18 protein-coding genes and 1 pseudogene are annotated in these 20,544 nt (G+C 73.2%); 12 read left to right on the forward strand and 7 right to left on the reverse strand.

From position 1 onward, the window contains the following. Nucleotides 1-236, forward strand: a pseudogene (locus ADL03_RS48515) (hypothetical protein); the annotation flags it as partial. Next, nucleotides 233-3,043, forward strand: a complete 2,811-nt coding sequence (locus tag ADL03_RS20480; protein WP_053735119.1) for a VIT domain-containing protein — start codon at nucleotides 233-235, stop codon at nucleotides 3,041-3,043. The pseudogene ADL03_RS48515 and the gene ADL03_RS20480, both read left to right, overlap by 4 nt. Nucleotides 3,044-3,169: 126 nt before the next feature. On the opposite strand, the gene ADL03_RS20485 is transcribed toward ADL03_RS20480, so the two are convergent. Next, nucleotides 3,170-3,790 (reverse strand): TetR/AcrR family transcriptional regulator, encoded by a 621-nt coding sequence (locus tag ADL03_RS20485; protein ID WP_053735120.1) that lies wholly within the window; start codon nucleotides 3,788-3,790, stop codon nucleotides 3,170-3,172. 55 nt (nucleotides 3,791-3,845) lie between these two features. On the opposite strand from ADL03_RS20485, the gene ADL03_RS20490 reads away from it, so the two are divergent. Beyond that, the gene (locus ADL03_RS20490; protein WP_053735121.1) at nucleotides 3,846-5,921 is read left to right on the forward strand and encodes a 2Fe-2S iron-sulfur cluster-binding protein; all 2,076 of its coding nucleotides are present in this window, start codon (nucleotides 3,846-3,848) and stop codon (nucleotides 5,919-5,921) included. 57 nt (nucleotides 5,922-5,978) lie between these two features. Here ADL03_RS20490 and ADL03_RS20495 read toward each other — a convergent pair whose 3' ends face one another. Beyond that, the gene (locus ADL03_RS20495; protein ID WP_197288505.1) at nucleotides 5,979-6,386 is read right to left on the reverse strand and encodes an ATP-binding protein; all 408 of its coding nucleotides are present in this window, start codon (nucleotides 6,384-6,386) and stop codon (nucleotides 5,979-5,981) included. A gap of 134 nt (nucleotides 6,387-6,520) precedes the next feature. Between ADL03_RS20495 and ADL03_RS20500 the strand changes: the two genes are divergently transcribed. The 7 genes from ADL03_RS20500 to ADL03_RS20530 are packed head-to-tail and all read left to right on the forward strand — an operon-like array spanning nucleotide 6,521 to nucleotide 12,898. Then, complete coding sequence (locus ADL03_RS20500) at nucleotides 6,521-7,372, forward strand: STAS domain-containing protein (RefSeq protein ID WP_157528999.1); 852 nt, start codon at nucleotides 6,521-6,523, stop codon at nucleotides 7,370-7,372. After that, a complete protein-coding gene (locus ADL03_RS20505) occupies nucleotides 7,372-7,776 on the forward strand; it encodes an STAS domain-containing protein (RefSeq protein ID WP_053735124.1) in 405 nt (134 codons plus the stop codon). Before ADL03_RS20500 ends, ADL03_RS20505 begins: the two co-directional genes overlap by 1 nt. Further along, entirely contained in the window at nucleotides 7,776-8,189 is a 414-nt protein-coding gene (locus tag ADL03_RS20510; protein WP_053735125.1) for an ATP-binding protein, read from the forward strand. The genes ADL03_RS20505 and ADL03_RS20510 overlap by 1 nt, the downstream gene beginning before the upstream one ends. Continuing rightward, nucleotides 8,177-9,214 carry an ATP-binding SpoIIE family protein phosphatase gene (locus ADL03_RS20515; protein WP_053735126.1) on the forward strand — a complete coding sequence of 346 codons (1,038 nt, stop codon included), beginning with the start codon at nucleotides 8,177-8,179 and terminating at the stop codon, nucleotides 9,212-9,214. The genes ADL03_RS20510 and ADL03_RS20515 overlap by 13 nt, the downstream gene beginning before the upstream one ends. Then, complete coding sequence (locus ADL03_RS20520; RefSeq protein ID WP_053735127.1) at nucleotides 9,211-10,941, forward strand: ATP-binding protein; 1,731 nt, start codon at nucleotides 9,211-9,213, stop codon at nucleotides 10,939-10,941. Before ADL03_RS20515 ends, ADL03_RS20520 begins: the two co-directional genes overlap by 4 nt. Then, the gene (locus tag ADL03_RS20525) at nucleotides 10,938-12,506 is read left to right on the forward strand and encodes a fused response regulator/phosphatase (RefSeq protein ID WP_053735128.1); all 1,569 of its coding nucleotides are present in this window, start codon (nucleotides 10,938-10,940) and stop codon (nucleotides 12,504-12,506) included. Before ADL03_RS20520 ends, ADL03_RS20525 begins: the two co-directional genes overlap by 4 nt. Continuing rightward, nucleotides 12,503-12,898, forward strand: a complete 396-nt coding sequence (locus ADL03_RS20530) for an ATP-binding protein (RefSeq protein ID WP_053735129.1) — start codon at nucleotides 12,503-12,505, stop codon at nucleotides 12,896-12,898. Before ADL03_RS20525 ends, ADL03_RS20530 begins: the two co-directional genes overlap by 4 nt. A 277-nt stretch (nucleotides 12,899-13,175) precedes the next feature. Here ADL03_RS20530 and ADL03_RS20535 read toward each other — a convergent pair whose 3' ends face one another. Beyond that, nucleotides 13,176-15,833 (reverse strand): SpoIIE family protein phosphatase, encoded by a 2,658-nt coding sequence (locus tag ADL03_RS20535; RefSeq protein WP_053735130.1) that lies wholly within the window; start codon nucleotides 15,831-15,833, stop codon nucleotides 13,176-13,178. Nucleotides 15,834-16,073: 240 nt separating this feature from the next. On the opposite strand from ADL03_RS20535, the gene ADL03_RS20540 reads away from it, so the two are divergent. Beyond that, nucleotides 16,074-16,706, forward strand: a complete 633-nt coding sequence (locus tag ADL03_RS20540) for a hypothetical protein (protein ID WP_053735131.1) — start codon at nucleotides 16,074-16,076, stop codon at nucleotides 16,704-16,706. A 17-nt stretch (nucleotides 16,707-16,723) separates the two neighbouring features. Here ADL03_RS20540 and ADL03_RS20545 read toward each other — a convergent pair whose 3' ends face one another. Both ADL03_RS20545 and ADL03_RS20550 read right to left on the reverse strand, forming a co-directional pair. Then, the gene (locus tag ADL03_RS20545; protein WP_053735132.1) at nucleotides 16,724-17,272 is read right to left on the reverse strand and encodes a hypothetical protein; all 549 of its coding nucleotides are present in this window, start codon (nucleotides 17,270-17,272) and stop codon (nucleotides 16,724-16,726) included. A 99-nt stretch (nucleotides 17,273-17,371) separates the two neighbouring features. After that, nucleotides 17,372-17,809 (reverse strand): MarR family winged helix-turn-helix transcriptional regulator, encoded by a 438-nt coding sequence (locus ADL03_RS20550; protein WP_053735133.1) that lies wholly within the window; start codon nucleotides 17,807-17,809, stop codon nucleotides 17,372-17,374. 55 nt (nucleotides 17,810-17,864) lie between these two features. Between ADL03_RS20550 and ADL03_RS20555 the strand changes: the two genes are divergently transcribed. Then, the gene (locus ADL03_RS20555) at nucleotides 17,865-18,461 is read left to right on the forward strand and encodes a TIGR03086 family metal-binding protein (RefSeq protein ID WP_053735134.1); all 597 of its coding nucleotides are present in this window, start codon (nucleotides 17,865-17,867) and stop codon (nucleotides 18,459-18,461) included. A gap of 120 nt (nucleotides 18,462-18,581) precedes the next feature. On the opposite strand, the gene ADL03_RS20560 is transcribed toward ADL03_RS20555, so the two are convergent. Continuing rightward, nucleotides 18,582-19,232 (reverse strand): uridine kinase, encoded by a 651-nt coding sequence (locus ADL03_RS20560; RefSeq protein ID WP_082373312.1) that lies wholly within the window; start codon nucleotides 19,230-19,232, stop codon nucleotides 18,582-18,584. Next, on the reverse strand, nucleotides 19,213-20,319 hold the full coding sequence (locus tag ADL03_RS20565; protein WP_053735135.1) for a VanZ family protein: 1,107 nt from the start codon (nucleotides 20,317-20,319) through the stop codon (nucleotides 19,213-19,215). The genes ADL03_RS20560 and ADL03_RS20565 overlap by 20 nt, the downstream gene beginning before the upstream one ends. Nucleotides 20,320-20,544 lie beyond the last annotated feature (225 nt).

Genomic DNA, 20,544 nt, shown 5'->3' on the forward strand with positions numbered 1-20,544 from the left:
CACCCGCGCCGCCACCTCCGGCCCCCGCGCCGCCCGCCCCCGCGTCGCCCGCACCGCCCTCGCCTCCCATCCACCCGACCCCGCTCAACGGCATCGCGCTCGGCGGAGGCGCGGTCGTCCTGGTGCCGGGCACGCCCACGGCCGCCGACCTCGCGGACGTCGCGGTCGCCGCCCGGCCGTTGCTCGACCTGCTCGCCGCCCGTGGTCTGCTCACGAACGAAAGGGAAACGCCATGACCTTCACCGTCGCCCCGATGAAGCCCGCCGAGGGGGAGCGCATCGGCCGGACGAGCGAGGACGCGGGTGTCGGCGCGCTGCGCACCGAGCGCGGCAACCTGCCGTTGGAGCGCCTCGACGTGCGGGCGACGATCACCGGTCTGGTCGGCCGCGTCGTGTTGACGACCGGTTTCGTGAACACCCACGACTCGGCGCTCGAAGCGACGTACGTGTTCCCGTTGCCCGACCGCGCCGCTGTCACCGGTATGAAAATGACCGCCGGCGAACGGACCGTCGAGGCCGAGCTGCAGGAGCGCGGCCAAGCGCGGCAGGCCTACGACGACGCGATCGCGTCGGGCCGAAGAGCGTCCATAGTGGAGGAAGAACGGCCCGACGTCTTCACCATGCGGGTCGGCAACATCCCGGCCGGCGAACGGGTCACCGTCGAGCTGAGCCTGGTCGGGCCGCTGGTGTTCGAGGACGGCGCGGCCACGTTCCGGTTCCCGCTCGTGGTGGCGCCGCGGTACGTGCCGGGCACGCCGCTGCCAGGGCCGTCGGTCGGTGACGGGTACGCCCAGGACACCGACCTCGTCCCGGACGCCTCGCGGATCACGCCGCCGGTGCTGCTGCCCGGTTTCCCGAACCCGGTGCGGCTGGGCATCACCGTGCGGGTCGACCCGGCCGGGCTGGAGCTCGGCGAGGTGCGGTCGAGCCTGCACACCGTCGTGGCCGAGGGTGACACGGTGTCGGTCGTGCCGGGCGAGCGGGTCGACCGCGACTTCGTGCTGCGCCTGGCCTACGCGGGCAACAGCTCCGCGGTCGTGTGCGTGCCCGACGCCGACGCCGAGGAGGGCACCTACCAGCTCACCGTGCTGCCGCCGGACCTGGAGACGCCGGTCCGTCCCCGTGACGTGGTGCTGCTGCTCGACCGTTCCGGCAGCATGTCGGGCTGGAAGATGGTCGCCGCACGGCGCGCGGCCGCCCGGATCGTCGACACGCTGACCGCGGACGACACGTTCGCCGTGCTCACCTTCGACGACCGCGTCGACCACCCGGCCGAGCTCGGCACCGGTCTCGTCACGGCCACCGACCGCCACCGGTTCCGCGCCGTCGAGCACCTCGCGAAGGTGCAGGCGCGCGGCGGCACCGAGATGGTCGAGCCGCTGCGGACCGGCCTCACCCTGCTCGCCCGCACGAGCGAGGAACGCGATCCGGTTCTGGTGCTCGTCACGGACGGGCAGGTCGGCAACGAGGACCAGCTCCTGCGCGACATCGCCCCGCTCCTGCACCGCACGCGCGTGCACGCCGTCGGCATCGACTCGGCCGTCAACGCGGGCTTCCTCGGCCGCCTGGCCGCGCGGGGAGCCGGGCGGTGCGAGCTGGTCGAGAGCGAGGACCGCCTGGACGAGGCGATGACGCACATCCAGCGCCGCATCGGCGCGCCGGTGGTCACCGACGTCGTGGTCGCGCCGTCGTCCGACCTGCCGAAGCTGCCCACCGCGATCTTCCCCGGGGTGCCGCTGGTCGCGTTCGGCCGGTACCGCGGGGCGGCGCCGGAGTCGTTCACGGTGCGCGGCCGGACCCGCGACGGTTCCTCCTGGGAGGAGACGGTCGCCGTGCTGGAGCACACCGAGGCCGCGGTGCGGTCGCAGTGGGCCCGTGCCGCGTTGCGCGACCTGGAGGACCGGTACGCGACCGGCGAACGCGCGCTGGAACCGGAGATCGTCCGGACATCGCTGCGGTTCGGGGTGCTGTGCCGGTTCACGGCGTTCGTGGCGGTGGACGAGCGGGTCGTGTCCGACGGCAGCGTGCACCGGGTGGTGCAGCCGGTCGAGCAGCCCGCCGGGTGGGACCTCGCCGCGCCGCCGATGCCGATGGCCGGCGGTGGGTACGGCGGGCCCGCGGGTGCGATGAGCTTCGCCGCGCCTTCGGCCGCCTTCCCGCGGCTCGGTGCTCCCATGCCGCCCGGTGGGCCGATGCCGGGGGGCGCACCCGTGCCGCCGGACGCGCCTTCGCGGCCCGCCGCACCCATGCCACCCGGAGGCCCCACGTCACCCGGTGTGCCCGGCGCACCCACTTCGCCTGGCGCACCCTCGTCACCCGGAGCGCCTCCGTCACCCGGAGTACCTCCATCACCCGGAGCACCTCCGTCACCTGGCGCGCCTCCATCACCCGGAGCGCCCATGCCGCCCGGCGCACCTCCCTCGCCTGGCGGACCCCCGTCTCCCGGTGCGCCCCCGTCTCCCGGTGCGCCCCCGTCTCCCGGTGCGCCCCCGTCTCCCGGTGCGCCCCCGTCTCCCGGTGCGCCCCCGTCTCCCGGTGCGCCCCCGTCACCCGGAGCGCCCATACCGCCCGGTGCGCCCATGCCCGCGCCGCCGCCCCCCGCGCCGGTGCCGCCCAACGCGCCCGCACTGCCGGGTGCACCGGTGCCGCCCGTCCCGCCGAGGGCGGGCGTAAGCCGCCGGTTGCGCGCCAGTCTGCGTGGCGGCGGCATCGCGACCGCCGGAAACCACGGTGCCGTGTTCGCGGACGACACGGCGGAGCTGCGGGAGATCGCGGCGCTGGAGGTGCCGCGCCTGGAGCAGGACGCGGGCCGTGCCGACTGGGAACGCCGCGACCTCCTCGACGACCTGGCCAGCCGGCTCGGCACGCTCGTCGCGGGCAAGCAGGGCCCTGCCTGGGAACCGCTGCACCGCCTGGTCACCGAGCTCACCGCCGGTGGGTCCGACGTGGACGGGCTGTGGGCACGGGCGCGGCAGGTGCTGCACGAGTTCGCCGAGGGGGAGAAGGAGGAGGCACCGGACCGGCGTCGCTCGTTCTGGCGCTGATCGGGGCCGTCCGCGCGTGACAACGGACGGGTGAGCGTCTCCAGGAGCGGCCGAGGGCCTGCCCGTGTGCGAACACCGGGCGGGCCCTCGGCCGTGGGAGCCGGTCGATCGGCGTGACCTGACCGCTCACCGGTCGCCGCGCAGGTACCTCGTCACCATCCCCACGAGCTCGTTCTCGAACTTCTCGACGGTCGTGGACTGCGGGAAGGCCATGAGCCGGTGGGTGTTCACCTCGACGGTGAACACGATGATCTCCGCCGCGGTGTCCAGGTCCGCGACGCCGACGTCGGGGTGGCGGGCGAACAGGTCGCGGACCTGGGCGACGCGCTGCTCGCCGTGGCGGGCGATCGCGTCGGCCAGCTCCCGCGAGTGCTGCGCCTCCTGGATCATGATCCGCAACAGCCGCGGGTCCTCGTCGTGGTTGTCGATCGCGTCCCTCACCAGCGCCCGCACCGTGGCCTCCAGCGTGCCCGGTGCGAGGTCGAGCCGCTCGGCCTGCGTCCAAGCGCCGCGGTCGATGTGCCGCACCATCAGCGCGGCCAGGACCGCATCCTTGTTCGGGAAGTACTGGTACAGCGAGCCGATCGAGACACGGGCGTGCTCGGCGATCCGGTTGGTGGTGCCTGCGGCGTACCCGTGCTCGACGAAAACGTGAGCAGCCGCGGTGAGGATGCGGTCGCGGGTGAGCTCCGCGCGGACCTGCCGGGGCCTGCGACGTGGTTCGAGACTGCGGTTCGGTGACGGCACGGCGGTCCTCCAAAAGCGAGTACCCAAGAGCTGAGCAAAAGCTCACAATAGTGTCATGAGCTGGGAAAACAAACCTGCCGTGAGCGACACCTCCCATCGGCTCGGCACCGTGGAGCAGGTGGAGGAGGTCGTTGGGCGTGCGCCGGCGCTGATCGCGCTGAAGGAGGTCCGCGTGCTCGACGAGGGCAGCGTGACCGTGCTGCGCCACAGCCCGATCGCGGGCTTCGGCCACCGTGACGCCGACGGCACGAGCCGGACCACGTTCGTCGGCGGCCGGGCGGGCTTCGCACGCGTGCTGTCGCCGACGCGGATCTCCTTCGCGCTCGGCGAACCCGGCGCGGTCACCGGACCGGCGTCACTGGTGTTCCTGCTGCCCGGCGTCGGGGAGACCTTGCGGGTCAACGGTTCCGCCTCCGGCAGCGGCGAGGTCGTCTTCGACGTCGAGCAGGTGTACGTGCACTGCGCCCAAGCCGTGCTGCGGTCGGGACTCTGGCAGCCGCCGAAGCCCGCCGGGCCCGCCGCCGAGCTCGCGCCCGGCCCGCTCGCCGCGCCCGGTGTCGCGGACTTCCTCGCCGCGGCACCGTTCCTGGCACTGTCCACCTGGGACTCGGCCGGCGGCAGCGACACCAGCCCGCGCGGGGAGTCGCGGACCGTCGCGCGGGCACTGGACGGCCACACGCTCGTGATCGCGGACCGCAGGGGTAACAAGCGCGCGGACTCCCTGCACAACCTCCTCCAGGACGACCGGCTGTCGTTCGCCGCGCTCGTGCCGGGACGCACCGGCGTGCTGCACGTCCGCGGCCGCGGCGCGATCACCGTCGACCCCGCCGTGCTGGAACCGTTGTCGTTGCGCGGCATCCCGCCGCACGCCGCGCTGCTCGTCGACGTCGAGTCCGCCGAGCTGACCGCGAGCGACGCGGTGGCCCGCGCCCGGCTGTGGACCGCGCCCGCACCCGCCGGCGGACCCGACCTGCTGGCCGTCGCGAGCGGGCACCTGGCCCTGAACTCACGGCAGAAGCCGGGGTTCCTGCTCAAGCTCATGGCCCTCGTGCCGGCCGGGTGGCTGCGCGCGGTGTCGAACGTGGCCTACCGCTCGGGCCTGCGCAAGGAGGGCTACGAGGTCGCCCCCACCGCACGTCCTTCCGCTGCCGCGCCGGAAGACCCGCTGCGCGAGGTCCGCGTCGTGGACGTGCGCCGGGAGACGCCCACCGCCGTCACCCTGGTGCTGGAGGACGTGAACGGCACCGCGTTCTCCTTCCAGCCGGGGCAGTTCTTCACGCTGCTGGCCGACATCGACGGCCGCCGGGTGCGCAGGCCGTACTCGGCGTCGTCGGCGCCCGGCTCACCCCGGCTGGAGCTCACGGTCAAGCACATCGCGGACGGCCGGTTCTCCACCCACGTCCACCGCGGCCTCGCCGCCGGTGACCACCTCCTCGTGCGCGGCCCGTCCGGCGCCTTCCGGCTGGTGCCGGGCCACGACGTGGTGCTCGTCGCGGCCGGCAGCGGTGTCACGCCGATGATGAGCATGATCCGCACCCTGCTCGCCGAACCGGCCGGACCGCGCATCGCCCTGCTGTACAGCAACCGCAGCCGGGAGGACACGATCTTCGCCGCCGAGCTGGCCGACCTGGCGCGCGGCCACGACCGGTTCTCCGTGACGCACGTCGTGACCTCCCGCGACGGCCGGCTCGACAGGCCCGGCGTGCGGAGATGGCTCGCGGACCTCGACCTGTCGCCCGCGCCGCGGTTCTACCTCTGCGGCCCCGAGCGGTTCATGGACACCGCGCGCCAGGCGATCGACGCCCCGGCCGAGCACGTCCACCTGGAGCGCTACACCGGCGGACCGGCCGAGGCGGTCGCCTCCGCCACGCCGCAACGGATGGTCGTGGAGGGTGCCGGCACCGCGGTGGTCGAACCGGGCCAGACGCTGCTCGACGCCGGGCTCGCGGCCGGCCTGCCGATGCCCTACTCGTGCACGGTCGGCAGCTGCGGTGAGTGCGTGGTGACGCTGCTCGGCGGCCAGGTCTCCCAGCAGGAACCGAACTGCCTGACCGCGCGGCAGCAGGCCGAGGGCCGGATCCTCACGTGCACCAGCGCGCCGCTGACGGACGTGACGCTCGACCTCCGGTGACGACCGCGCGGAACGCTCTTGTCCGGAGAGCGGCCGGGCCGGCGCAGCGACGGCGGGTCACTGCTCGCCCTGGCACGGCACCACCGCCCACACCGCCTTGCCCGGCTCCCGCGGGGTCACACCCCACCGCTCGGACAGCTGGTCCACGAGCACGAGCCCGCGTCCTCTCACCGAGTGCGGCGACGACGGCGCGAGCGTCGGGGGAGCGGACGAGGCGTCCTCCACCACGACCTTCACCCCGTCCGGCCGGCCGGAACCGACCAGGCTCAGCCGTGCGGGGAACCGCCCGTGGTCGTACACGTTCGACACGAGCTCGGTCACGACCAGCTGGACGTCGAGCAGGTCGTCCTCGTGCAGCTCGGGCAGCGCCGACTGCGCCCACCGGCGGATTCCGGCGATGTCGGCCACATCGCTGTTCAGCTCCAGGACGTGCGGGGTATCAGGAGGGTCGCCGCCGATGGCCAAGAGGTGCCTCTCTGTCGCTGTTGCGCAGGACTTACCTCCAGGACAAATTCGCTAAACGCGGTAACCACCCAATGGGCCCTGGCGCGTGCACGGTTACTGTCTGCGGAGTTGTCGACCAGCCTGAGGAGGCTTGAGTGACTGCAGACGCAGGGCACGCCCAGCGCTTGACCGAGCTGTTGCGGACCAACGCGGAACCCCTTCTCGGCAGGTGGGTGGACGCGGTGGCGGCCCTGTTGCGCGGAAGGTCGACGAAGGCGGAGCTGGAGACGGACTTCCGCGAGTTCATCACGGCGCTGCTGCCGCTCGTCGGCAGCGACGGCAGGGACGTCAGCGGGCCGGAGTTCGGCGAGATCAGGTCGCTGCTGGAGGACTACTCGCGGTCCAGGGTGCGCGCGGGCTTCACGCCGACGGAGACCGCGTCCAGCGTGTTCTCCCTCAAGCGCGAGGTCTTCGGCCTGACCAGCGACGAGACGGACCCCGAGGTGCACCGCGAGGTCATGGCGTTCTCCGGGCTGCTGGACGCGCTGGGGCTGCTGACGTTCGACTCCTACGCGCGGGCACGCGAGGAGATCATCCGGGAGCAGTCCGAGCAGCTGCTGGAGCTCACCACGCCCGTGGTGAAGATCTGGGAGGGCGTGCTGGCGGTGCCGCTGGTGGGCACGCTGGACTCCGCGCGCACCCAGGTCGTGATGGAGAAGCTGCTGGAGATGCTGGTCGAGACCGGCTCCGAGCACGCGATCATCGACATCACCGGTGTGTTCGCGGTGGACACCCAGGTCGCGCAGCACCTGCTCAAGACGGTCGTCGCGGCCAGGCTGATGGGCGCGGAGTGCATCGTGTCCGGTATCCGCCCGCAGATCGCGCAGACGATCGTGGCGCTGGGCATCGAGTTCGGCGACATCGTCACCAAGGCCTCGCTCGCCGACGCCCTGCGGCACGCGCTGCGCCGTGACGGCGTGCACGTCGTGCGCCGCGAGGTCGGCTGATGGAACGCGTCCCGATTCTGAAGATCGGCGGCGTGCTGCTGGTCTCCATCCAGATCGACCTGCACGACCAGAGCGTGCTCGCGCTGCAGGAGGACCTGGCCGAGAAGATCAGCGCCACCGGTGCGCACGGCGTGGTCATCGACATCTCCGCGGTCGAGATCGTCGACTCGTTCATCGGGCGGATGTTCGCCACGATCGCGTCGATCTCCCGGCTGTTCGACGCCGACACCGTCGTGGTGGGCATGCGCCCTGCCGTGGCGATCACGCTGGTGGAGCTGGGTCTCACGCTCGGCGGTGTGCGCACCGCGCTCGACCTCGAACGCGGGATGAAGATCCTGGGCGAGCTCGGTCGTCAGCGCCGCGGTGTGCTCGCACACCCCGACGAGCTCGCGCGGGACGCCTGATGCCGCCCCGGTCCGAAGGGCCGGAAGAGGTGCCCATCAGCGGCGATGACGACGTCGTGCGCGTCCGTCAGCTCGTGCGCACCTATGCGCAGCAGACGAAGCTGTCGCTGGTCGACCAGACGAAACTGGTCACGGCGGCCAGCGAGCTCGCCCGCAACACGCTCATCTACGGCGGCGGTGGCTTCGCCCGCGTCGAGGAGATCACCGACGGCCGCCGGGCCGGTGTGCGCGCGTCGTTCCACGACGAGGGCCCCGGCATCCCCGACCTCACGCTCGCCCTCGCCGACGGCTGGAGCAGCGGCAGCGGCCTCGGTCTCGGCCTGAGCGGGGCCCGGCGCCTGGTGGACCAGTTCGACCTCGACACCGAGGTCGGCCGCGGCACGGTCGTGACGGTGGTCAAGTGGAAGAGGTGACCACCGCGCACTGCCTGCCGCTCGTGACGGACGAGGCCTGGCTGCCGGTCGAGGAGACCGCCCAGGTCGGCAGGGCCCGGCGCGTGGCGACCGCCCTGGCCGAGCGGCTGGGGTTCGGCACGACCAGGAGCGCGGAGATCGGCCTCGCCGTCACCGAGATCGGGTCGAACCTGCACAAGCACGCCCGGCAGGGCGTCGTGCTGATCCGGACGCTGCGCGGGGAGCGGGACGCGGCCGTGGAGGTCGTCGCGGTGGACCGCGGCCCCGGCATCGCGGACCTGGAGCTGGCCTGGCAGGACGGGCAGTCGACCACCGGCACGCTCGGCGTCGGGCTGGGCGCCGTCGCCCGGCTCGCCACCAGCTGCGCCATGACCTCACGGCCGGGCATGGGCACCGCGCTGGTCGCGCGGTTCGCACGCACCACGAGCTGGGCACCCGAGTGGGGTGAGGAGAGCGCGGCCGGCGTCACGCGGCCCTTCGGCGGTGAGGACGTGTGCGGTGACGCCTACGCGGTGTGCCGGCGCGCGGGCCGGCTGACCCTGCTGATGTGCGACGGGTCCGGGCACGGGCCCCTGGCGGCGGCCGCGTCCGACACCGCCGTGCGCCTGTTCCGCGACCTCCCGCCACTGCCGCCGGAAGAGGTGGTCAGGCGCCTGCACGCGGCGCTGCGCGGCACCCGCGGTGGTGCGGTGGCCGTGGCGGACGTCGACCTCGTCGCGCGGACCGTGCGGTTCAGCGGGCTGGGCAACATCGCCGCGTCCGTGCTGACCGGTGAGCGCAAGCAGGGCATGATCTCGGTGCCCGGTGTGGCCGGGCACCAGGCCCGCACGATCAGGGCGTTCGACTACGCGTTGCCGGAGAGGGCGGTGGTCGTGCTGCACTCCGACGGCCTCACCGAGCGCTGGGGCCCCGACCACGGCAGCGACCTGGCCGTCGACCCGCCGGTGCTGATCGCCGCGACGCTGCTGCGGGAAGCCGGCGTGCGCAACGACGACGCCTGCGTGCTCGTGGCCAGACCGGCATGACCACCACCGAGCTGCTGCGCCTGGCGATCAGCGAGGAACGGCACGTGTTCGAGCTGCGTCAGCGCGGCCGTGCCGTCGCGGCGGCCGTCGGGCTCGACGGGCAGAACCAGATCCGGGTGGCGACCGCGCTCAGCGACGTCGGCAGGGAGCTGGTGCGCCAGGACGTGGGCACGACCGCGGTCTTCCTGCTGCGGCGCTCGCCGGCGCCGGCGTTGCTGGTCGAACTGGCCTGGCAGGTCCCGGTGACGACCGACTCGGGTCCCGGCTGGGACACCGCCCGCAGGCTGATGGACGAGCTCGTCATCACCGCCACCGGCGTGACCATGGTGAAGAACGTGCACCACTCGGTCGCGCTGGACGAACGGGTGCTGCGGCAGCTGCGCGAGGGCAACGGCGCCAGCGCGCTGGACGAGCTGCGCGCGCAGAACCAGGAGCTGCTCGAGACACTGGAGAACCTGGAGTCCAAGAGCACGGAGCTGGAACGGCTCAACGCCGAGCTGGAGGAGACCAACCGCGGTGTCGTGGCGCTCTACCAGGAGCTGTCGGACGAGCTGGAGCAGACCAACCAGGGCGTGGTCGCCCTCTACGCCGAGCTCGACGCCAAGTCCGCCGAGCTGCGGGACGCGGCCGCCGCCCGCATCCGGTTCTGGTCCAACATCAGCCACGAGCTGCGCGCGCCGATCAACTCCGTGGTCGGCCTGACCCGGCTGCTGAGCGCGCCCGGCGGCGACCCGATGACCGACGACCAGCGCCACCACGTGGACCTGATCAACGAGTCGGCGGCGACGCTGCTCGCACTGGTCAACGAACTGCTCGACACCGCCAAGGCCGAGTCGGGCAGCCTGCGGCCGCGGCTGGCGCCCGTCGCGCTCGACTACGTGCTCACCCAGCTGCGCTCGGCGGTGCGGCCGTTGCTGCGCTCCGGTGACGTGCGGCTGGTGGTCGACCCGATCCCGGAGCTGCCGCCGCTGGTCACCGACGAGACGATGCTCGTGCGGATCCTGCGCAACGTCCTGTCGAACGCGGTCAAGTTCACCAAGCGCGGCGAGATCCACTTCACCACCGAACCGGGGCCGGGGCCCGACGAGCTCCGGTTCGTGGTCACCGACACCGGCATCGGCATCCCGCCCGGCGAGCAGGACCGCGTGTTCGAGGAGTTCTACCAGGTGCCCAACGCGCTGCAGGTGGGCGTGAGCGGCACCGGGCTGGGCCTGTCCTACGCGCGCAAGCTCGCCGAGCTGCTCGGCGGCACGCTCACGTTGAACAGCACGCCCGGTGTGGGCACGGAGGTCGTGCTGACCCTGCCGACCGCGAAGGACCAGCTCGCCGAGCCCGCGCCCGTGGCGTGCGCGCTGATCGCGGACGGCGACGCGGAGGTCCGCACGCAGCTGCGTGCGGCGCTGACCGGTCTCGCCGACGAGGTCGTCGAGACCGAGGACGGCCGTTCCGCGCTGAACCTGGCCAAGTCCCGGCAGCCCGACCTCGTCCTGGTGGGTGCCAGCGCGCCGCTGATGAGCGGCAGCGCGGTGCTGTCCGTGCTGCGCCTGGACCCCGAGCTGCAGACCGTGCCGGTCGTGATCGTGTGCGGCGACGACCCCGGTGGCCTCGCCCGCAGCGTCCACGGTCTCGGTGCCGCGATGCTGCACGAGGCCCGGATCTCACCGGAGACCGTGGGCCGGTCGGTCAGGGACGCCCAGCTCACCGCGCGCAGAACGGAGCGCCGATGAACCCGGCGGCGATGGGCGGTGGACCGGCGCGGGTCCTCGTGGTCGACGACCTGGAGGCGAGCCGGTTCATCGCGTGCAGCTGGCTGCGCCGCAGCGGCCACACCGTGGTCGAGGCGGCCACCGCGGCCGAGGCGCTCACCGCGCTGGAGAACGGGTCGTTCGACCTGGTCCTGCTCGACGTGCACCTGCCGGACATGAGCGGCTACGACGTCACCGAGCGGATCAAGGCCGACCCGCGCACGAGCTCGATCCCGGTAGTGATGCTGTCGGCCACCTACGTCGAGCCCGAGGACAAGATCACCGGCCTCACCCGCGGCGCGGACGCCTACCTCACCGAGCCGGTCGACCCCGGCGAGCTGCTGGCCAACGTCGGTGCGGCCCTGCGCTACCACCGGGCGCGCGCGCTCGCCGAGCACCTCGCGGCCCGCCTCGCCCGGCTGACCACGGCCACGTTCGCGATCAACGCGGCGACGACGTTCGAGGCGCTGGCCGAAGCCGCGGCGATCGGTGCGGCCGAGGTGCTCGACGCGGAGGCCACCGCCGTCCTCACCGCACCGTCCGGTGTGGTCTGCGTGGCCACGGCATCGGCGCACCGGCCAGGCGCCCTGCTGCGGCCCGACAACAACGCCCACGTCGAGCGGTGGATGGCGGCGCTGAGCCCCGGTGTCGGCGTCACGGTCGTCGAGACCGGTGTGCCGTGGCGACCGGTGGTCCCCGTGGCGGTGGCACTGGCGCGCACCAAGCCACGCCGGCCGCCGATCTGCATCGCGGTCGCACGTGACTCCGTCGCCGCCGCCGACGACCGCAACCTGCTGCGGCAGCTGGCGCAGGCGACCGCACTCGCCGCGGAAGGCCTGCACACCTTCGCCGAGGAGCACTCGCTCGCGCTCACGCTGCAACGCAGCCTGCTGCCCCGCACGCTCCCGGAGCACCCGGAGCTGCCGATGACGGCCAGGTACGTGCCCGCGTCGAGCAACGCCGAGATCGGCGGCGACTTCTACGACGTGATCGAGCTCGACGGCCGGATGCTGATCGCGATCGGCGACGTGTGCGGTCACTCGATCCAGGCCGCGACCGTGATGGCCGAGGTGCGGCACACGCTGCGCGCCTACGCCGTCGAGGGCCACCGGCCCGCCGAGATCCTGCGCCGGGTCGACACGCTGCTCGAACGGTTCCACCCGTCCGGCGGCCTCACCACGATGTGCCTGCTGCTGGTCGACTTGGAGGCGGGCACGATGGCCGTGGCGAACGCCGGGCACGTGCCCCCGCTGGTCCTCGACGGCGACGGCGCCCGGTACCTGGACGTCAAGGGACCGCTGCTGGGCATCGGCCTGGACCGCCCGGAGGCCACCGTGCTGCCGCTGCCGCCCGGCACCACCGTGCTGCTGACGACCGACGGCCTGGTCGAACGGCCCGGCGTCGACCTCGACGAGGGCATGGAGAAGCTGCGCGTCGCCGTGTCGCACACCGCGGACATGGAGGAGCTCGCCGACCGGCTGCTGAGCGAGCTGGGACAGGGCAAGCAGGACGACATCGCCCTGATGCTGGTGCGGCGGCGGCCATGACGGACCTCGTCCTGGACCTCCCGGTGCGGCCCGGCACGGCCATGTCGGCACTGCGGCGCGAACTCACCGCCGCGCTGCACGAGCTCGGCGAGGACCACCTCTACGACGTGCAGCTCGTCGTCACCGAGCTGGTCACGAACGTCCTCGACCACACCTCGGGCACCGGCCGGCTGCGGGTCCTGCACCACCGCGCGCCGTGCGCGGTGACGGTCGAGGTCGACGACGAGTCGCCGCTCGAACCGGTGTACGGGCGCTCCCGGCTGGGCGAGCACCGCGGCCGGGGCATGGTGGTGGTGGACAAGATCTCGCGGCAGTGGGGCTGCCGGGCGCGTGCCGGCAGCGGCAAGACGGTGTTCGCGCTGGTGGACTGCGTCGGGCAAGAGGACGGCTGACCGGTCGCTGCCCGATGCGCTGGAGCGGCTGGTCCGGTGTCCCGCGCCGCGCAGGGGAGTGGCTGAGCGGTCAGGGCCCGCTGGTCGGGTCGCTGCCAGGCGCGCAGGAGCGGCGGCTGACCGGTCAGGACACGGCGGAGCGTGGCTGCGCGGTCAGGACTCGGCGGATCTGCGGCTGACCGGGTCGCGGCCCGACGCGCAGCAGTGGCTGACCCGGTGCCGCGCGCCGCGCAGGAGCGGCTGACCGGTCAGGACCCGCCGGACCCCGGCGGGCCGGTCACGGTTCGGTGGTGTGGTCCAGGCCGGACAGGTCGAGGATCCGCGCCGGTGCGCTGCCGCCGGTCGCCACGACGGTCAGCGCCCGTCCGCGTTCGTTTGCGCACGCCGTGGCCTGCAACAACAGCGCCACCCCCGAGCTGCTCAGGTAGGCCAGGCCGGTGAGGTCGAGCACGACGGGCCGTTCGTCCGCGACGTCGACCCGCGTCAGCAGCGGGGCGCGCAGGTCCTCGACGGTGGCGATGTCGAGGTCGCCCGTCAGCACGATCCGCTGCACGTCCTCGTCGATGCCGTCCGCCAGCCCGGTGACGCTCGGCGCGGGCTCCCGCCGCGCGGCGGGGAGGACCGGTGTGGTCTCCCGCGGTGCGGGCGACGGCTGGGGCACCGGTGTGGCGGGGACGTGGAAGCGGATGGTCGTGCCGCCGTCGCCCGCGTCGAGGTGGACGTCGTCGCTGAGCATGCGGATCATGGCCAGGCCGCGGCCGCGGTTGCCCTTGTCGGCTGGCTCCGGCCGCCAGTGGCCCTGGTCGGTCACCGTCACGAGCACACCACGCCCGGTGGACTCCAGCTCCGTGTCGAACGTGCCGCCGCCGTCGGGGTAGGCGTGGTCCACGACGTTCGCGGCCGCCTCGCCGATCGCCAGCTCCAGGTCGTAGCGGGCGTCCTCGGACAGGCCGGCGAGCGCGGCCCACGTCGTGGCGGTGTGGCGCAGAGCGGCCAGTTCCCGCGCCTGCGCGGGCACGTGCAGGCGCAGCGGTGCGGGCAGGTGCCTGGCCACCACGAGCGCGATGTCGTCGGACTGGTCGTCCGCCAGCATCGCGTCGATGATCCGCTGGGCCAGCGCCGGCGGCGCCAGGTCCGAGGAGGAACCCACCGCGGTGGTGAGCCTGCGGATGCCCTCGTCCAGCACCTCGCCGCGGCGTTCCACCAGCCCGTCGGTGTACAGCACGACCGACGCGCCCGGTGGCAGCAGTGCCGAGTGCTGCGGGGCGGGCGCGGCTCCGACGCCGAGCACCGTGCCGAGCTTCTCTGCCAGCGGCCGGGCGCCGGTGCCGTCGGCGACCACGGGCGGCGGGTGGCCCGCCGAGGCCCAGCACAGCTCGCCCAGGTGCCAGTCGAAGACGATGCACGCGCAGGTGCTGCCCACGGCGCCGTTCACGCGCGTCGCGAAGACGTCCAGGCGCCGCAACGACTCCGCGGGGGAGTGGCCGTCGAGCAGGTAACCGGTCAACGCGCTGCGCAGCTGACCCATCACCGCGGCGGCCGCCGGGCCCTTGCCGACGACGTCGCCGACCGTCAGGCCGACGCGGGTGCCGCCCAGCGGCACGACCTCGTACCAGTCGCCGCCGATCTGCGAGTGCCGCGCCGCCGGCAGGTACCGCGCCGCGCTCGCGAGCCGCGGTAAGGCGGGGAGCTCGCGCGGCAGCAGGCCCTCCTGCAACGCCGCCGCGATCTCGTGCTCCCGGTGCAGCAGCAGTTCGCGTTCGGCCTCGGCGCGCTGGCGTTCGGTGACGTCCCTGCCGATCGCCTGGAGGCCCGTCGGGGTGGACTGGATGCTGAGCTCCAGGGCGACCGCGGTGCCGTCGGCGTGGCGCATCGTCACGACCTCCGAGGCGGACAGGTCGTCGGGCAGCCCGTCCACGAGCAGGTCGGTGATCGCGGTGCCGAGCAGGTCGTCCGGCCGGTAGCCGAGCAGGTGACCGGTCGCCGGGTTGACCGAGACGAACCGCAGCTCCTGGTCCAGCAACCAGATCGCGTCCGTCGCGCGTTCCACGAGCCGGCGGTGCCGCTGTTCGCTGTCGCGCAGCGCCCGGTCCGCGTGCACGCGTTGCAGCGACTCCCAGCACCGGTTCACCACGACCGACACCAGGTCGACCTCGTCACGCGTCCAGTGCCGCACGCTCGCCTGGTGCACCGCCATCGCGGCCACGAACCGGCCGCCGCGCAGCAACGGCAGGCAGATCACCGCGCGGATGCCCGTGACGCGGTAGGCGGCGAGGTCGTCGGCGCCGAGCCGGGGGTCGCCGAGCGAGTCGTCCACGACCCAGGGTTCGCCCGCGCGCATCGCCGTCAGCGCGCCCTCGCCGAACTCCCGCATCGCGAACCGGCCCGGCAACGGCGGCAGCCCGGTGGCGTGGCCGCCGCTCATGACGAAGTGGTTCTCGTCGGCCTCCGTGCGCGCGTAGGCGCACCGGTCCACGCCCAGGTGCTCGCCGAGCATCCTGGTCGCGAGCGCCATGAGGTCCTCGGCGTCGTCGAGCCGTTGCAGCTCGTGGTCCAGCTCGTCCAGGAACCGCTGCCGTTCGTCCGCCGCCTGCCGGGCCGTGACGTCGATGAGCACGCCGCTGCGCAGCGTGCCGTGCACGCGCGTCTTCTCCAGCAGCCACACCAGGTCGCCCGCGGCCGTGCGCACGCGGTAGATCGACTCGTAGTCCGCCAGTGCGTCCCACCGCTGCCGCAGGCTCTCCTCGCGGTCGTCGGGATGGGTGATCTCAGCCCAGAAGCCGGGATCGGCGAGCCAGATGTGCGGCGGGTGGCCGAGCAGCCGTTCGACGGTGCCGGACAGGTAGGTGACCGCGCGACCGCGGGCATCGCCCTGCCAGACGATCACCGGCAGGTCGTCCACCAGCGCGGAGAGCCCGAGCTCTGGATCACTCATCTCGCGCAGCCTCCACGGCGGTACTTCAGATCGGGGAACCGGCGCCACGTCGCGGCGCTCCTTCGTGCTGAAGGGGGTTCCCCGGCGCCGACCGGTTGACGCCACGCATTGCGCATCGTACGGCGACCGGCCCGCCATCGAAGAACTCGACATGCTCGATAACTTCAGTGTTGACCGAAAACAATGCTCTGCCGGGATACTGCCGGTGTTCCAAACCGCCGACGAGAGAGGTACACCTCGATGGACTCCGAGCTGTCCGGCGGTGTCGAGGTCGACGAGCGCGAGCTGGAGGAGCGGTGGGCGAACGCGTGGCGGCCGGAGGAGGCCGCCCTGCGGCTGGCCGGGGTGCGCACGCCCTGGTACGTCGCGGCCGGGTGGGCGCTGGACCTGTTCCGGGGAGCGCAGTCCCGCCCGCACGGCGACCTGGAGATCGCGGTGCCGGCCGCCGGTTTCCCCGAGGTCCGCGCGCTCTTCCCCGACCACGTGTTCGACGTGGCGTCGAGCGGGCGGGTCTGGTTCGCGGCCGGTGACGAGACACTGGCCAGCACGCATCAGACGTGGCTGCGCGACCCGGTGACCGATCGGTACCTGTGCGATGTCTTCCGTGAGCCGCACGACGGCGGGACGTGGATCTGCCGGCGCGACGAGACCCTACGGCTGCCCTACGACGTGATCATCGAACGCACGCCTGACGGGATTCCGTACCTGGTGCCGGAACTGGTGCTGCTGTTCAAGGCGAAGGCGACGCGGCCCAAGGACGAGCAGGACTTCGCGGGTGTGCTGCCGTTGCTCGGCGCGCGGCGCAGGGCGGTGCTCGCCGGGCGGCTGGAGCGGCTGCACCCCGGCCACCCGTGGCTGGACCTGCTCGCGTAGCCCGCGCCGCTGGAGGGTCAGCCGCGCGCCCGGCCGAGGCGCAGCGCCGAGACCAGGAAGAAGATGCCGCCGATCGCCGCGTAGCCGGCGAGGTTGCTCAGCGTCGCGCCGTCGCTGCCGGCCTGCAGGATGAACGACGTGCCCGCGAGCGTGGAGATCCCGCCGCTGAGGATCATCGGCCACTGCCCGCCGAGGCTCCTGCGGACCAGGCCTGCGGCGAGCTGCGCGACGCCCGACACGACGGCCCACGCGCCCCAGACCCGCAGCACCGCCGGGATGCCGGAGGTCACGGCGAACGCCAGCCCGGCCGCGGCGGCCGTGCTGACGGCGATGTTGGCGTAGAGGGCCAGTGACGCGCGCCCGGTGTTCGACGTGCGGCTGTCGAAGACGACGGCGGCCACGTCGAAGAGCGGGTAGAGCACCAGCAGGGTGCCGCTGACCGCGCCGATCTCGGTGCCGGTGAGGAACAGCAGCACCGCCCAGACGAGCGCGAAGCCGAAGCGGACGAGGTAGAGGGTGCGGAGGGCGGGGGCGAGGCCGGCCGATGAGGCGGTGCTGGTGCTCACGGAAGTCGTCCTTGAGATAGGGAGAACGTTCTGTCTACCTCGAAGGCTGTCAGTGCCGACGTCCGGCTGTCAAGACCGAACGTTCTCTCTACTTGACGGTCAGCCCGTGATGTCGGTGGGCGGCAGTGCGGACAACGTGGCCAGGGCTCGCAGGAACGCCTCGCGGTCGGCGGGGTCCAGGCGGGCGAGCACGCGCTCCTCGTTGCGCTGGATGTCGGCCTGCACCGCGCGGTGCTTGCGCCGGCCCTCGTCGGTCATGGCGACGAACCGCGCACGCCGGTCCGCCGGGTCGCGGGTGCGGTCCAGCAGGCCCGCGTTCTCCAGCTCGTCCAGCACGCCGATGATGCGGCTCTTGTCCGCGCCGATGAACTCCGCCAGGGCGGTCTGGGTCCGCACGGGCTGGCCGTCCAGGGCGCTGAGCACGACGTAGCCCCACATGCTGAGGCCGTGTGCGCGCAGCACCGGCTGCTCGGCGGCGATCAGCGCGCGTTGCAGCGGGGCGATCATCGCCGCGAGGTCCCGTCGCCGACCGGTCATGATCGGGATGATAGCGGGCTTGTGCTTATCGTAAGCGTATGCATATCGTAAGCGAGTGCATATTAATGAGCTGCTGGACCACCACCGCGCCGCGGTGCGCGCGAGCGTCGCCGTCGTCAACGAGGTCCGCCCCAGCGACCTGACCCGTCCGACGCCGTGTGATGGCTGGACGCTGGCCGACCTGCTCGCCCACATGACCGCCCAGCACCGCGGTTTCGCCGCAGCGGCCCGCGGCCGGGGAGCTGATCCGGCGGCGTGGGAGGTGCGCCCGCTCGGGCCGGACCCGGCGGCCGGTCACGCCGCCGCGGCCGAGGACGTGCTCGCCGCCTTCGCGGAGGCCGTGCCCGAGTTCGACCTGCCGGAGTTCAGCCCGGTGACACGTTTCCCGGCGGCCCAGGCGATCAGCTTCCACCTGATCGACTACGTCGTGCACGGCTGGGACGTGGCCCGCTCGCTCGGCCTCGACCACCGCCTTGAGCCGGAGCTGGCCGGGCCCGCGCTGCGGATCGCGCTCGCGGTGCCGGACGGCGACAGCCGGCTGGAGCCCGGTGCGGCGTTCGGGCCCGCGCTGGCCACGGACGACCCGGATCCGTCGCACCGGGTGCTCGCCGTGCTGGGCCGCTCGCCCGAGTGGCCCAGCACGACCCGGTGACCAGTGCGAGGCCTCCAGCCGCCGAGCCGGGAAGCATGCGGCACTGCAACGACCACCCCGCGTTCTGCGGCCGGGGGACCCGGTCGCGGTGGAACGGAACGCCGTCGGTGACCTGCGCGGTCAGCCGGATCCGGTCACCTGGCCTGCGACGACCACCTCGGTGGCCGGGTCGTGGGGGAGCACGTCCGTCCCGGCCACGACGACCGTCGCCCGCCGCCACGGCTGCTCCCGCAGCAGGAACGGCAGCTCCTCGGCCAGCCAGGCGGCGACGTGGCGTTGCTGGGCGGGGGAGTCGCCGTCGCGGGCCACCAGTCGGCGCTCCTGCTCGTCCAGGTCGCCCTGCACCCAGATGGAGGCGTCCAGCCACGGGTCCAGCTGCGCGCGGAGCACGCCGGTGCCCTCGACCCACACGACCTGCGCCCCGGCCGGGACCTCGATCGCGCCCGGCCGGTCGTGCGCGGCCCAGGCGGGCGGCCGGAACCGCACCGCCTCACCCCGGTGCAGCGGCCGCAGCACGTGGTCGAGGAGCAGGTCCGCCCAGTCGAAGCAGGCGTGGTTCCAGGCCACGTCGTCGGTGTGCACCACCTGGGAGCCGGCGACGAGCGCCCGCAGCCGTTCGGCCAGTGTGGACTTCCCGGCGCCGCCACGCCCGTCCACCCCGACGACCAGCGGGCGTCCGGTGACGCCCGCCGCGCGCAGCCGCCGCAGGAGGTCCGTCAGCGGTACGACCCGCCAGCCGGTGGCCTCGGTCTCACCCGGCCGCAGGCGCACCCTCGACCTCTTCCCGCGTGGGCTCGTGCCGCACGACCACGCGGTCCAGGTCGAGCACGCCCCTGGTCCGTGCCGCGTGCTCGTGCCAGCCGCGCTGGTCGCGCCGGAAGACGGGGAACACGAACGTGCCGATCACGACCAGCGCCACGACCACGAGGTCGAACCGGCCAGCGCCGAGCCACGGTGACACCACGGTCGCGTAGGCCACCAGACCGGTGACGCCGAGCAGTTCGCGCAGCACGACCTGGGCCGGGTTGGCGCGGGAACCGTCGAGACGGCGGGTCCGGTAGCGCAGCAGCCAGCTGCCGAGCGTGGTCCCGCCCGTCGCGGCCGGCAGCACGACCCGCAACGCCGCGAGCACGGCGACCGCCCAGATCGGGTCGGCGGGCAGCACGAGCTTCGCGAGCACGATCACGGGCAGCAGGTCGACGACGAGCGCGAGCAGCCGGCGCGGCACGGTCACGGTGCCGGTGGGAGCGGTCGCGTCCCGCGAGTCGGGCACCGTGGGCACCACGAGGGCGGCGGGTGCGAGCATCCAGCCCACCAGCGCGCCCGCGGTGTTCGAGATCAGGTCATCCACGTCGGAGATCCGGTACGGGCACGGGTAGTAGCCGAAGTTGCCGGTGTACTGCACGACCTCGACGGCCAGGGAGATGCCCATGCCGATGGCGACGACGGCGAGCGGTCCCCTGCGGTAGGCCTTGCGCAGCACGATTCCCAGCGGCACGAACAGCGCGACGTTGAACATCTGCTGCATGAACGCCTGCGACGTGACCATGGCGACGATGCCGGAACGCCCGTTCGCCGCCATGTTGTTGGTCATGTCGGTGACCCACTGGAACGGCACCAGCGACAGCATCTGCTCGCCCTGGCACACCTGCGACCGGTCGGCGGGGAACGGCAGGAAGATCAGCGCGAGCGCGACGAGCCCGTAGGCGAGCAGGCCGTAGAGCACGAACGCCCTGCGCGGCTCCACCCGCCCGAAACGCAGGTAGTGCAGCAACATCAGGGGAGCGAGCACCAGCAGCCCGATACCGACGAACGCGGTGAACCCCGTCCGAGCGGTCTCCCAGTAGGACGCCATCATCGTTTTGCCGCTCCGAGCTCGTTCCCGACACTGAGTGCTCTCCAGTGCCCGCTGGCGTGCCCTGTTCAAACCCCGCCGGCCGAAGATCGGGCGGACGGCCGCAGGTCGTGCCGCCGATCAGCGCGGTTGACGCCGGCGGGCTTGATCGCGACCGTGCGGCCGGTACTACACTTGGCACTCAGGCATGGAGAGTGCCAGCGGACGGGTGAAGGGGACGACGGGGAG

It is taken from the genome of Nocardia sp. NRRL S-836 (assembly GCF_001279525.1).
Classification (GTDB): Bacteria; Actinomycetota; Actinomycetes; order Mycobacteriales; family Pseudonocardiaceae; genus Lentzea.

Coding starts and splice junctions, on each gene's coding strand:
- ADL03_RS20480 (WP_053735119.1), top strand. CDS start 233: ATGACCTTCACCGTCGCCCCGATGAAGCCCGCCGAGGGGGAGCGCATC.
- ADL03_RS20490 (WP_053735121.1), top strand. CDS start 3,846: ATGAGCTGGGAAAACAAACCTGCCGTGAGCGACACCTCCCATCGGCTC.
- ADL03_RS20505 (WP_053735124.1), top strand. CDS start 7,372: ATGGAACGCGTCCCGATTCTGAAGATCGGCGGCGTGCTGCTGGTCTCC.
- ADL03_RS20510 (WP_053735125.1), top strand. CDS start 7,776: ATGCCGCCCCGGTCCGAAGGGCCGGAAGAGGTGCCCATCAGCGGCGAT.
- ADL03_RS20520 (WP_053735127.1), top strand. CDS start 9,211: ATGACCACCACCGAGCTGCTGCGCCTGGCGATCAGCGAGGAACGGCAC.
- ADL03_RS20525 (WP_053735128.1), top strand. CDS start 10,938: ATGAACCCGGCGGCGATGGGCGGTGGACCGGCGCGGGTCCTCGTGGTC.
- ADL03_RS20530 (WP_053735129.1), top strand. CDS start 12,503: ATGACGGACCTCGTCCTGGACCTCCCGGTGCGGCCCGGCACGGCCATG.
- ADL03_RS20535 (WP_053735130.1), bottom strand. CDS start 15,833: ATGAGTGATCCAGAGCTCGGGCTCTCCGCGCTGGTGGACGACCTGCCG.
- ADL03_RS20540 (WP_053735131.1), top strand. CDS start 16,074: ATGGACTCCGAGCTGTCCGGCGGTGTCGAGGTCGACGAGCGCGAGCTG.
- ADL03_RS20550 (WP_053735133.1), bottom strand. CDS start 17,809: ATGACCGGTCGGCGACGGGACCTCGCGGCGATGATCGCCCCGCTGCAA.
- ADL03_RS20565 (WP_053735135.1), bottom strand. CDS start 20,319: ATGATGGCGTCCTACTGGGAGACCGCTCGGACGGGGTTCACCGCGTTC.